The sequence below is a fragment of the Novosphingobium sp. BL-A-41-Hi4A-0G genome, assembly GCF_055521735.1.
Map to the genome: position 1 here is coordinate 1,552,483 of NZ_CM145501.1, position 11,917 is coordinate 1,564,399.

At 62.7% G+C, this 11,917-nt stretch carries 9 protein-coding genes; 5 read left to right on the forward strand and 4 right to left on the reverse strand.

Annotated features, from left to right (window positions below; genetic code table 11):
• The first annotated feature begins 148 nt into the window (after window positions 1–148).
• Window positions 149–2,596, forward strand: coding sequence for a TonB-dependent receptor (locus tag ACZ1JX_RS07585; protein ID WP_465126143.1), 2,448 nt, complete (start codon window positions 149–151; stop codon window positions 2,594–2,596).
• Between the two features lie 241 nt (window positions 2,597–2,837).
• Here ACZ1JX_RS07585 and ACZ1JX_RS07590 read toward each other — a convergent pair whose 3' ends face one another.
• Entirely contained in the window at window positions 2,838–4,400 is a 1,563-nt protein-coding gene (locus tag ACZ1JX_RS07590) for a tetratricopeptide repeat-containing sulfotransferase family protein (RefSeq protein ID WP_465126144.1), read from the reverse strand.
• 124 nt (window positions 4,401–4,524) lie between these two features.
• On the opposite strand from ACZ1JX_RS07590, the gene ACZ1JX_RS07595 reads away from it, so the two are divergent.
• Genes ACZ1JX_RS07595 through fumC form a run of 3 tightly spaced genes read left to right on the forward strand, consistent with a single transcriptional unit; the run spans window position 4,525 to window position 6,517 of the window.
• Entirely contained in the window at window positions 4,525–4,713 is a 189-nt protein-coding gene (locus tag ACZ1JX_RS07595) for a DUF3008 family protein (RefSeq protein ID WP_465126145.1), read from the forward strand.
• A 3-nt stretch (window positions 4,714–4,716) separates the two neighbouring features.
• Window positions 4,717–5,127 (forward strand): low affinity iron permease family protein, encoded by a 411-nt coding sequence (locus tag ACZ1JX_RS07600; protein ID WP_465126146.1) that lies wholly within the window; start codon window positions 4,717–4,719, stop codon window positions 5,125–5,127.
• Between the two features lie 13 nt (window positions 5,128–5,140).
• Complete coding sequence (gene fumC / locus ACZ1JX_RS07605) at window positions 5,141–6,517, forward strand: class II fumarate hydratase (RefSeq protein WP_465126147.1); 1,377 nt, start codon at window positions 5,141–5,143, stop codon at window positions 6,515–6,517.
• 10 nt (window positions 6,518–6,527) lie between these two features.
• Here fumC and ligD read toward each other — a convergent pair whose 3' ends face one another.
• Window positions 6,528–9,050: a DNA ligase D gene (gene ligD / locus ACZ1JX_RS07610; RefSeq protein WP_465126148.1), complete on the reverse strand. Its 2,523-nt coding sequence runs from the start codon at window positions 9,048–9,050 to the stop codon at window positions 6,528–6,530.
• Between the two features lie 3 nt (window positions 9,051–9,053).
• Complete coding sequence (ku, locus tag ACZ1JX_RS07615; RefSeq protein ID WP_465126149.1) at window positions 9,054–9,905, reverse strand: non-homologous end joining protein Ku; 852 nt, start codon at window positions 9,903–9,905, stop codon at window positions 9,054–9,056.
• Window positions 9,906–10,184: 279 nt separating this feature from the next.
• On the opposite strand from ku, the gene ACZ1JX_RS07620 reads away from it, so the two are divergent.
• Entirely contained in the window at window positions 10,185–10,814 is a 630-nt protein-coding gene (locus tag ACZ1JX_RS07620; protein WP_465126150.1) for a hypothetical protein, read from the forward strand.
• Here the strand turns inward: ACZ1JX_RS07620 and ACZ1JX_RS07625 are convergent.
• Window positions 10,804–11,853, reverse strand: a complete 1,050-nt coding sequence (locus ACZ1JX_RS07625) for a hypothetical protein (RefSeq protein ID WP_465126151.1) — start codon at window positions 11,851–11,853, stop codon at window positions 10,804–10,806. The two genes, ACZ1JX_RS07620 and ACZ1JX_RS07625, sit on opposite strands and share 11 nt — an antisense overlap.
• Window positions 11,854–11,917 lie beyond the last annotated feature (64 nt).

Below are 11,917 nucleotides of genomic sequence, written 5' to 3' on the forward strand. Positions count from 1 at the left end.
GCTCCCTTCAGCAAGCGTTTAGCCTTGTAATCACTCTGGATGAAAGTGCCGGGCCAGAGACATGTCGGGTCAAGAAGGCTCCAGAAAAAGAGAGCCACCGGCGGGGATGACTGAAGCCACGAGACAAGAACAACACAGTGAGGGTTTCATGCAATTTTCCCTGAAGCGCGCAGCGCTCCTCTCGGCCAGCGCGCTCGCCGGTCTCGCCGCCCTTCCCGCGTTTGCGCAGGAAGCACCTCAGGCTGACGCCACCGCTGCCGAAGCCGGTGAAGATCCCGGTTCCACGATCGTCGTAACCGCCACCCGCCGCGCCGTCTCGCTTCAGGACGTTCCCATCAATATCACTGCGGTCTCGGGCTCCGACCTAACCGAAAAGCGCATCGACGACGTACGCGGTCTTGCCGCGTTCACGCCGGGCCTGACCATTCTGGACACAGGTCCGCGCTCTACCGGTGCCATTGTCATGCGCGGTCTCTCGGCGGCGGACGTCGGGGTAACCGGCGCCAACTCCGACAGTGCCGTCGCAATCTACCTCGGCGAAGTGCCGCTCTATCAGGACTTCAAGCTTCTCGACATCGCCCGCGTCGAAACCCTGCTCGGGCCGCAGGGCACGCTTTACGGCGTCGGCACTCTCGCCGGTGCCATCCGCTACATTCCCAACCGACCGGACCCGACGCGCTGGACGGCGGATTTCCACGGTCGCGTCTACGATGTCGCCCACGCCGACGATCCGGGCTTCCAGGTCGATGCCACCTTCAACATCCCGATCGTGACCGACAAGGTCGCGCTGCGCTCGACCGTCGGCTACTACAACGATCCGGGCTTCATCGATTATGTCGCGCTGCTGAAGGAGCCTGGCGTTTCGCTGCCACAGCCCGGCGGCCCCGCCACCTCGCGCACCGCGCCGCTCGGCACGCCCGAACAGATCGCGGCTAACCTCTACACCTACAAGGATGCCAACTTCGAGCATACCTTCACCACGCGCAACACGCTGGCTCTGTTCCCGACCGAGACGATCGGCGTCTACATAAACTATGCCTACCAGAACACCTCGACCAACGGCCGCCAGGTCAATGGTGCCGGCGTGTTCGGCACCGGCAAGTATGAAGCGGTCGGTCGCTATCTCGAGCCGTCCAAGCGTCAGGTCCACCTCGTCAGCGGCGAAGTCCAGATCGAGCTGGGTGACATTGCCCAGATGGTTTCGGCTACGGCCTGGTCACACCAGAAGATCCGCTCGTCGAATGACGTGACCGACCTGCTGCTCGACCTCGACTACGGCTACGAACTGTTCCCGCAGTTCTCGGGCTTCACCCGCTCGGCTACCGATATCAAGCAATTCAACCAGGAAGTCCGCTTCGTTTCCACGCACGGCGGCCCGTTCAGCTGGGTGTTGGGCGGTTTCTACAACGAGCGCAAGACCAAGGGCACTTACCGCGAAGTCACGCCCGGCCTGCCGGAATTCTACTTCGGCCCGGTCACCTACTCGCCCGCCTATCCTGAGCCGATCGAGTACGCCAGCTTCAACGACAGCAAGGTCATCGAAAAGGCGGTCTTCGGCGAAGGCACGTTCGAGATCACGCCGAAGTGGCAGGTCACCGCAGGCGGCCGCTATTTCAGCTACGACGCCAAGACCAACGGAGGCATCACCTTGCCCCTACTCGAACCGGTGCCGGTGCTGCGCTTTGATACGGGCGGCGGTGACTCCGGGAAGAATGGCGTCGTCTGGAAGTTCAATACCTCCTACAAGATCACGCCCGATCTTATGCTTTATGGCACCTACAGCGAAGGCTACCGCATCGGCGGCCCGAACAGCGTGCCACCGTGCCCCGAGAATCTTGACGATGTGCAGAATGCCTGCGCCCTGCCCAACGAACAGTTCTACGGCCCGGACAAGACCCAGAACAAGGAAATCGGCGTCCGCGCCACCCTGTTTGGCGGCAAGCTCCAGACGACGATCTCGGGCTATCATATCAAATGGCAGGGCATCCAGCTGGCCTCGCAGACCCAGTACGGCATCGCCGGCATCACCGCCAACGGCGGCTCGGCAGTGTCCAAGGGCCTCGAAGCGACGTTCAATGCCAAGCCGATCGACGGCCTGACCATTACCGGCAGCTACTCGTACAATGACGCGAAGCTGACGCAGGACGTGATCGGCCTCCTGACCATCCGCAACCAGAATCTCCGGGCACGTCCAAAGAACATCCGCGTCAACGTGCTGGCAGGGGATCGCCTCCCCGGTACCGCACGTCACACCGGCAGCCTCGGCGTGACCTACGATGCCAACGTCGGCTCGGATGCGGTTGTCTCGACCAACTTCACTGCCACCTACCAGGGCGAAGTGCTCTCGCGCATCGGTGCACGGGCCGGCGGCGAAGTGATCCCGGATTACATCCTGGCTCGTGCCTCCATCGGCTACCGCCGCGACAAGTACGAAGTGCGCATCTACGCCGACAACCTGTTCAACAAGTTCGCGGTATCCTCGGTCGGCGAAGACCTTTCGCGCCGTATCATCAACGACGGCATCGTTTCGCGCTACTACAGCAACGCGGTGATCGCCCCGCGCAAGGTCGGCATCGAGTACTTCCTGCACTTCTGAGACTTCGCCGGTCCGCGTTTGCGGACCGGCACCCGACTTCCTGCGAAGACTGGGCCGCCGATCGCAAGACCGGCGGCCCTCTTTTCCTTAGCGGATCAACCCCACGCTACTTGCATATCCTTCGTCATTGCGAGGAGACGCAGTCGACGAAGCAATCCATAGCCCTCGCAGAGCCGCCCCGGATTGCTTCGCTCCGCTCGCAATGATGAACCTGAAGAGCCGCCCGAAAGCGGCGGAAAAATCAGTCCAGCGGAATACCGTTGGCGGTGAAGAAATCCATGACTTCGCCAAGGTGCTGCTCGTACTGCCTCCAGCGCCCGACCGAGCGGGCATTGATCGGCACACGCACCTGCTGCGCGCTGGGTGTCGTGACAGCAGCGGCATTCTCGTGGAACGCAAGGCACGCTGGGTCCCATTCGAGCCCGCAGCTGGCGAGCATGCGCCGCGTCTCCACTTCCTGGTCGGCGACCAGCCACTCGTAGGTAACTTCGTGGATTCGCCCGGGAAACCGTTGGCGCCAGAAGGCCATCAAGCGCTGGAACGACAGCACGTAACGCGCCGTGTCCATCAGGTCGTAGGACCAGCGATAGTAGGGCGATCCCGTGGCAAAGAGGTGCTTGTAGTTGCTCCACACGCTGTCCATCGCGCCCCGCCGCAGGCAGACAACACTGGCGTGCGGGAAGGCCTGAAGTATCCAGCCTATGTAGAGGAAATTCAGCGGAAACTTGTCGGTAAACCGCCCTTCCCTCGCCCCGGCATTCTGCCGCGCCCGGGCAAGGTAAAGTTCTCCCAGCTTCTGCGCCGAAATCCCGCCCAGCGCTTCGACCGTCGGCACATCGAGCACCAGCCGCGACGAGGTTCCGGCAAGCTGCTTGACCGCCAGCGGCATCGCCTGCAATTCCCCCGCAGATGTGATCTGCGCATGGGACGAGAGGATGCGGTCGACCAGGGTCGTGCCGGTGCGCGGCAGACCGACGACGAAGATCGGGGCGTCCTCGAGCTGGCTGTCGGCGACCAGCGGAAGGTCGCGGGCGAAGGTCCGGCGGATACCTTCGAACACCGCTTCGTCACTCTCGAACTGGTAGCCGAAGTTGGCCCTGAGTTTCGCGCTGGCGAGCGAGAGTTGCCCGAATGCCTCCGAGAGTTGCCCCTCTGCCTCGGAGAGTTGGACAATTGCAAATCGCAGCCTGACCTCTTCAATCGGGTCGGCAATACTGCCCATAACCTCTTGAATTCGCTCAACTTCTCCACCGGTTGGCTTGCGCCGCAGTCCCGCCAGGCCGAGGTGCGCGCGGCCATGGCCCGGTTCGATGGCAAGAATCGCCTCAAAGGTCTCAGCCGCCTCGTCCACGCGCCCGAAGAAGCTCAGGGTGCTTGCCAGATTGAACAGGAATTCAACACTTTGCGGCGCCCCCGCCACCGCTCTTTCGAATAACGGCAAAGCTTCGTCATGCGCCCCCAGTCGCGCAAAGACGCACCCGATCGTATCCAGCACCAACGGGTCCTCACTACCCGCCAAAACCGCCATCCGCGCGGCTTCCAACGCCTCTGCTTCGCGCCTTGCGAGCAGCAGAATGCGCGCTTGCTGGGCGAGATACTCGGTGTTTTTTGGCGCAACTTTTACAACGGCGCCAATGGCTTGCATAGCATCGGCCACGCGCCCGCTCTCAGCCAAGGCAACCGCCGCGACGAACCCCGCCTCGACATCTCGTGGATCACGCGCCAGCGCTTTACCCGCTTCGGCGAGAGCGTCGGACATCCTGCCAGAGGCAAGGAGTTCGCGAAGGGTGCTGCCGGACGCCATGACGCAAGCCTAGCCGCGCGAAGCACGACTAGCGCTACGCAAATTGACGCAATCGCAGATGCTCGGTCCGGAACGGGGCACCTGCCCGAACGTTCAGACGGGGAACCATTCCGGGAGAACCGCAATGCCCGCAAAATCCGCTGCCCAGCAGAAAGCCGCAGGTGCCGCCCTGTCGGCCAAGCGCGGCGAGACGCCGAAGAAGGATCTCAAAGGCGCCTCGCGCTCAATGGAAAAATCGATGAGCGATAAGGAGTTGGAGGATCTTGCCGCAACAAAGCGCAAGGGCAAGCCCGAACACGTGCGCAAGGATTGAGTGGTGGAGCAGACCTTCACCACCATCGCCAACAAGGTCTCCGGGCTCGCCGGCCGACCCGCAACGTTCATCGTCGCGCTCGCCATCATCATCGGCTGGGGGCTGAGCGGACCTCTGTTCCAGTGGAGCGATACCTGGCAACTGGTGGTCAACACCGGCACCACGATAATCACCTTCCTGATGGTCTTCCTGATCCAGAACAGCCAGAACCGCGACGCTGCGGCGATGCAGGCCAAGCTGGACGAACTGATCCGCGCGGTAGACAAGGCCCGCGAAGGATTCGTCGGGATCGAGCATCTGACCGACGACGAAATCTGCCGCCTGCGCGCCGCGCTCGAACGCGAAGTGGGTGCAACAGGCGACAAGCAAGCTACAGCAGGGGAAACGGTGGAGCGCTTGCTCGACCGAACCTGACCGGAGAGCACAAATGCAGCGGATCGAAAGCGACAGCCTCGGCGAAGTGCGCGTGGACGCGCAAGCCTATTGGGGGGCGCAGACGCAGCGCAGCATAGAGAACTTCCCATTCGGTACGATGGAACGGATGCCGGTCGGGATCATCCATGCGCTGGGCGTGATCAAGCAGGCCGCCGCCCAGATCAATCGTCGGCATGGACTGGACACCGGACTTTCGGATGTGATCGACCAAGCCGCAGCGGAAGTCGCGAGCGGCAAGCTCGACGATCAGTTCCCGCTGGTGATCTGGCAGACGGGAAGCGGCACGCAGACGAACATGAACGCGAACGAGGTGATCGCCGGCCGCGCCAACGAGATGCTTACGGGGAAGCGAGGCGGCAAGAGCCCGGTGCACCCCAATGACCATGTAAACATGGGGCAATCCTCGAACGACACCTTCCCCACGGCTCTTCACGTTGCCGCGGTCGAAGCGCTGAACAGTGAGCTGATTCCTGCACTCGACAAGCTGTCAGGCGCATTATCCGGCTGCGCGATTGCGTGGAAGGACGTGGTCAAGATCGGGCGCACACACCTGCAGGATGCGACGCCGCTGACCCTGGGGCAGGAGTTCTCAGGCTACGCACAGCAACTGCGCAACGTTTACGACCACTTGCGGCACGTGGAGCTGCATCTGCTGCGTCTGGCGCAAGGCGGCACTGCGGTCGGCACCGGTCTCAATGCACCCGAGGGCTTCGCCGAGGATATGGCGGCGCAGATTGCCGAGCTGACCGGCAGGCCCTTCTCTACCGCTCCGAACAAGTTCGAGGCGCTGGCATCGAACGATGCATTGGTGCAGCTTTCGGGGACGCTTTCGACGCTGGCCGTGGCGCTGACGAAGATAGCCAACGACATCCGCCTGCTCGGCTCCGGCCCCCGCTCGGGTCTTGGCGAGCTGGAGCTTCCGGCCAACGAGCCGGGCAGCTCGATCATGCCGGGCAAGGTCAACCCGACGCAGGCGGAAATGCTGACGATGGTCGCCGCGCAAGTGATCGGAAACCATCAGGCGGTGACCGTCGGCGGACTGCAGGGTCATCTCGAACTCAACGTGTTCAAGCCGATGATCGGCGCGGCCGTGCTGCGTTCGATGCACCTGCTGAGCGTGGGCATGGAAAGCTTTGCCAAGCGCTGCGTCGAGGGCATCGAGCCGGACCGGCGGCGGATTGCCGAACTGGTCGAGCGCTCCTTGATGCTGGTGACGGCGCTGGCCCCCGAAATCGGGTACGACAACGCGGCGAAGATCGCCAAGCATGCCCACGAGCATGATCTGAGCCTGCGGCAGGCCGCGCTCGCGCTTGGGCTGGTTGATGAGGCGACGTTCGACCGGCTGATCCGGCCAAGGGATATGGTTTGAAACTGCGGGCTCAAACATCCGGCAGAGATTGCTCCGCCATGCCCCAACCGCGCAACAATTTGCTTTCGCTGCGTTTCAGCAGTTCTTCTGCATCGCTGATGGTAAAGGCATGGGCGCTCTCGAAGTCCTCCAGTTCACCCCAGTCAATCGGTGTGGCAACGGGGGCATTGGCGCGGGCGCGGGCGGAATAGGGCAGGACGGCCGTGCTGCCGCGCTGGTTGCGCAACCAGTCTATGAAGATGCGGCCCTTGCGTTTGGCCTTGCTCATCGTGGCGACATAGCGATCGGGGTCGGCCATGCCCAGGGCCTTGGCGAAGCGTTCAGCAAAGTTGGCGTGCGCTTCCCAAGAGTGATCGCGGCGGAGCGGCAGGACCACGTGGATGCCCTTGCCACCTGACAGCATTGCGAAACTGACAAGGCCAAGGTCCGAGAGACGGTCGCGGATGTCTTTTGCCGCGCGCTTCACGTCGGCAAAATCGAGTCCTTCGTCGGGATCGAGATCGATCACCATCCGATCGGGCGTTTCGACATCGTCGGCCTTTGCGCACCAGCCATGGAATTCGATCGTGCCCATCTGCACGCAGGTGATAATGCCGGCGGCGTCCGCAACGAAAAGGTAGTCTTCTGAATTGCCGTCCTTTTCCTTGATCGACACATGGTGGACATGCTCACCGAACGAGCCGCTGTCATGCTTCTGGAAGAAGCACTGCTTGGCCCTCCCTTGCGGACAACGGACGAGACTTACCGGGCGATTGGCAAGGAATGGCAGCATCGCGGGCGCCAGCATGGCATAGTAATCGGCAAGGTCGCCCTTGGTCTGCCCGCTTTCAGGGAAGATCACGCGACTGCGATTGCTGATCGCAACGGTTTGCATCTGCGGTTCGATATGGACAGCGCGTTCGGGTATCACGTCCTCAGCCTTCTTGTCCTCGCGCAAGGCGACGAAGCTGGCATGGCGCACTCTGCCATCGCCGGTGAATTCGGCAAAGGCCACTTCGGCGACAAGTCTGGGCTCCAGCCATAGTGCGCCACGCGCTTCGGTCTTCGGCACCTCGAGCACGCGCTCCTCGCGACGGAGCGGCTGTAAGCGGGTGGCGAGATCATCGAGCAAATCCGCATCGAAACCGGTGCCCACCTTGCCCTTGTAGACGAGTTGATTGCCCTTGCGCTGGGCGAGGAGGAGCGAGGCAAAGGGGCGACGTCGCGCAGTCGATTTCGTCATGCCGACGATGACGAATTCCTGACGCAGGATGCATTTGACCTTGAGCCAGTTCTGCGTGCGCCTAGGTACGTAGGGCGCATCGGCGCGCTTGGATATGATGCCTTCCTGCGCGGCGCTGCACATTGACTGAAACAGCTTTTCACCGCCGCCGATGATGTGATCGGCCACGTGTATGGGAGGGGGCGCGGACGCAAGGAGCGCGGCGAGGAGTTGCTTGCGCTCGATATTCGGGAGGGGTTTGAGGTCATCGCCGTCGATTTCGATCACGTCGAAGGCATGGAACGAGAGCGCGTCGTGCTCACCCTGCTCGCCGTGGCCGCGTTTGAGGACGTTCTGCAGACGCGAGAAGTCGGGATTGCCTTCGTCGTCTGCGGCCGTGATCTCGCCGTCGATCAGGCAGGACGGCAGATCGAGCGCGGCCAGGTGCCGAACCAGAGGCGCGAACTTCTCGGACCAGTCGAGCCCGCTGCGGGTGTAAATTCGAACGTCCTTGCCCTTGGCGGCAACAAGAGCGCGGTACCCATCGAACTTGATCTCGTGGAGCCACTGGCTGCCTTCGGGAACGCCATCGACCAGCGTGGCGAGTTGAACCGGCTGGAAGGCGGGCAGCGGCGCGTTGCGCGGCCTGCGCTTGGGCGACGCCTTGGAGACTTTTGCATTGTGACTGCTCGCGGCCTTCATTTCCGCCGCAAAGTCCTTGCCCTTCTTGCCCTTGAGCGAATGGCTGCCACGCTTGTCGGCGGCGATCTCGGCCATTGTCCGGCCAGTGAGCACGCTGGTAAGCGCACGCTCCACCAGCAGGTCGCCCTCGGCAGCAAAGGTATCCTCGATCTTGCGCAACAGCCAATTGTCGCGCTTTTCGTTGCCGCGTCTTTTCAGACGGATGAGCAGCCATTCGCCTTTCATCCGCTCTCCATCCAGGCGGAAATGGAGGTGGCCCCTTTCAAGGTCCTTGGCGCTCTTGCCCTCGACCGGCTCCCATGTGCCGCGATCCCAGAGCATGACCGTGCCGCCGCCATATTCGCCTTCCGGGATGGTTCCTTCGAACTCGGCATAGCTCAGCGGGTGGTCTTCCGTCTGCACGGCAAGGCGCTTGTCCTCGGGATCCGGGCTGGGGCCTCGGGTTACGGCCCAGCTCTTCATCACGCCATTGACTTCGATGCGGAAATCCCAGTGGAGCCGGGTGGCATCGTGCTTCTGGACGATGAACAGGTTGCCGCTCTTGCTCGACTGCAGCTTGCCCGAAGGCTCGGCCGTGCGGGCGAAGTCACGCTTGGCGTTGTAGGCCTCGAGGGGATCGCGCCTCGCCATGGGTCAGGCCCGCTTCCGGCGCGCGGGAGCCGAACGCTTTCGCGGCGGGCCTTCACCTTCGTCCTTGTCGCTGCCCAATGACTTCTTGAGCGCGGCCATGAGGTCGATGACATTGCCACCCTTGGGCACTTCGTCGGCATCGGGATCTTCGATGATCCGCTTGCCCTTGGCCTTGACCTTCTTGTCGATCAGCGCGTGGAGCGCGTCGACGTAGCGATCATGGAACTTGTCGGGAGCAAACTTCGCGGTCTTCTTCTCGATCAGGCTGGCGGCAAGGTCGAGGAGCTCGGGATCAGCGTCGCGTGCGGGGATGTCGCGGAACCAGTTCTGGGCGCGCTGGACCTCGTCGGCATAGCGCAGCACTTCCATGATCAGGCCGCGCCCGCAGGGTTTTAGCGAGACAAGTTGCTCGCGCCCGCGCACCGACAACTGGCCAAGGCCAACAGTGCGCGTCTTGCGCAAGGCTTCTCGCAGGACGATGTAGGCGTCTTCGGCCAGGTCGTCCGCCGGCACGACGAAGTAGGGCTTCTCATAGTACAGCACGTCGATCTCGTCGGCGCCGACGAACTGGACGAGTTCGAGCGTCCTGCGGCTTTCGATGCGGACAGATTCGATTTCCTCGTCATCGAGCAGGACGTAGTTGCCGCGCGAGACTTCGTAGCCTTTGACGATGTCCTCGCGGTCCACCGCACCAACGCCAGCAGCGACCTTTTCGTAGCGGATGCGCTTGCCGCTGGGCTCGTGGATCTGGTGGAAGCTGATCGCCGCGCCGCTGCGCGTGGCCGGATAGACCTCCACGGGGATCGAGACGAGGGCGAGGCGCAATTGTCCCTGCCAGAATGCACGGGCGGCCATGGATGGCTTCCTTCCGAAAAGACTGGCACGCATGGAAGGGCGCACCGGCTTCACTTCCTCTATACATCATCAGCAGCGAGGTTCCCGGCGCCGCCAAATGATGCGCCCAAGACCAGCCAGATCGCCGAGGGCTCTGCAGCCGGAGAGCCCGGTCCGACCCTCGCGCTATCAGGAGCAAGTCACCGTGCCTGAAAGAAAAGCACTCCGGCCCTAAGTGTTATGACCGACTTAACCTCGTTTCTTGGATCGCTGCTAAGCGGTGGATGATCATATGACGCCATGACGATCAGAGCAGCACCCATCCTCGTCCTTGCCGGCATGGCCTTTGCCATACCGGGAAGCATCACGGCGGCGCCATCCGGCGTTGCCCGACACGACGAGACAAAGGTTGTCCGGTTCGGTGCGTTCGCGCTGGTTTCTGCAGATAGGGCGCGGCTGGTAGGGGTGACCGACGGGAATTCGCCGTCCGATTTCATAGCCATGATGGAAGCGCATCCGGGCATTCGCGCGCTGGAGCTGGTGAACTGCCCCGGCACGAGAGACGACATCGCCAACCTGCGGCTCGGCCGCATCATCCGGCAGCACGGGATTGTCACGATCGCGCCCGCAGGCGCCTCGGTGCGCTCGGGCGCGGTGGAGATCTTTCTTGCCGGGACGACCCGCAAAGCTGCATCGGATGCACGCTTTGCCGTGCATTCCTGGCTTTCCGCCGATGGAAGGCAGGCGTCCGGCTCTCGCGGTGACGATCCCGCTCGCGCTGCATATGAACGCTACTACCGCGACATGGGGCTGACCGAGGCAAGAGCGCGAGCGTTTTACGACCTCACGGTTTCGGTACCCAACAACCACACGCTACAGTTGGCTCCACAGGACCTTGCGCGCTACGCCAAGGTGTCCGTCACGACCTGACGCGCTGCGAAGCGCCGCATGCCTGTGCGAGCGCAAGGATGCTGGAGGGACCGTCACTGCCTCCGAACTCGATCGTCGTCCGGTCTGCCGCAACAACGATCTGATCGAACTGCATCAGCGCCTGCAATTCCTTTGCCGTGAGTGGGTGGCCGCGACCGTCCTTGCCCGGTTCAACCGGGAAGCGTGCCAGCATACGGCCGCCACCATATACCTCGGCAACGTTTGACGGGCCATTGACGGCATTCATGAACGCGCTGGTGCTTTGAGCGGCCGCACCTTTGACGCTGGAATGGACCGAGCCGTTGCGGAAAAGTGCGTGGAGCTGTCCCGCTCGGCAGGTCACTTCAAAATTGAAGCTCGCCAGTTCGTTGCCGGGAAAGCCGGAGACTGAAGAGAATGCCTGATAGGTGCCGCGGGCCGGATCGGGCGTCAGCAAGCCTGGCGCAAACACCCAGCGGGATTTGACCGGCGGACGCGGACGGCCTGTATCCTCAAGCGCCATGCGGCTTGCGCGGATTGGCGATGTACTGCCGCAGACGAGCGCATTCGTGGCGGTCAATGAACCATTGCCGGTGAACCAGAATGCCTTTTCGCCGACCTTTACCGTCACGGAGCGCGCCGACCGGATTAGGCCGTACTGTTCGGCTGAAAGATAGCCGGCGACGTAGTCGGCCACACCGGTCAGACCGAGTTGCCCCCTGCCCTCGAGCGCGACGGCGAACTCGGCCCAGGCGGACTGGGATTCGACCGAAACCTTGATGAGACGCGGACGGCTGGTGCTGATGGCCTTGAGCAAGCCGCCGACGTCTTCGTTGCGGTACGCCCCAAAAATCAGCCGCCGGCCGCGGAAGTCGTTCGGGTCGCATTGCACGCCGAGCATGGCACCCGACTGGGGGCGCCCAGCCGACACGAGCGCCGTGCTGCCGGCCTCGGCCAGACGCCAGTCCGACTGGGAGGAAACGATACCTTCGGCCAGGGCCTGGCCCGAAGCCAAGGCCGTTGCGGCCAGTGCTGCGCAAGTAGCTGCAAAACGTCGCATTGTGATCAACCCCCAACTCAATCTCGATTGAGGCTGTGTTAACCACTTCCAGCAAGCAACTGCT

Bases quoted from the DNA above. Each gene is read 5' to 3' on its own strand.
- ACZ1JX_RS07620 (WP_465126150.1), top strand. From the start codon at position 10,185: ATGACGATCAGAGCAGCACCCATCCTCGTCCTTGCCGGCATGGCCTTT.
- fumC (WP_465126147.1), top strand. From the start codon at position 5,141: ATGCAGCGGATCGAAAGCGACAGCCTCGGCGAAGTGCGCGTGGACGCG.
- ACZ1JX_RS07590 (WP_465126144.1), bottom strand. From the start codon at position 4,400: ATGGCGTCCGGCAGCACCCTTCGCGAACTCCTTGCCTCTGGCAGGATG.
- ligD (WP_465126148.1), bottom strand. From the start codon at position 9,050: ATGGCGAGGCGCGATCCCCTCGAGGCCTACAACGCCAAGCGTGACTTC.
- ACZ1JX_RS07585 (WP_465126143.1), top strand. From the start codon at position 149: ATGCAATTTTCCCTGAAGCGCGCAGCGCTCCTCTCGGCCAGCGCGCTC.
- ACZ1JX_RS07625 (WP_465126151.1), bottom strand. From the start codon at position 11,853: ATGCGACGTTTTGCAGCTACTTGCGCAGCACTGGCCGCAACGGCCTTG.
- ACZ1JX_RS07595 (WP_465126145.1), top strand. From the start codon at position 4,525: ATGCCCGCAAAATCCGCTGCCCAGCAGAAAGCCGCAGGTGCCGCCCTG.
- ku (WP_465126149.1), bottom strand. From the start codon at position 9,905: ATGGCCGCCCGTGCATTCTGGCAGGGACAATTGCGCCTCGCCCTCGTC.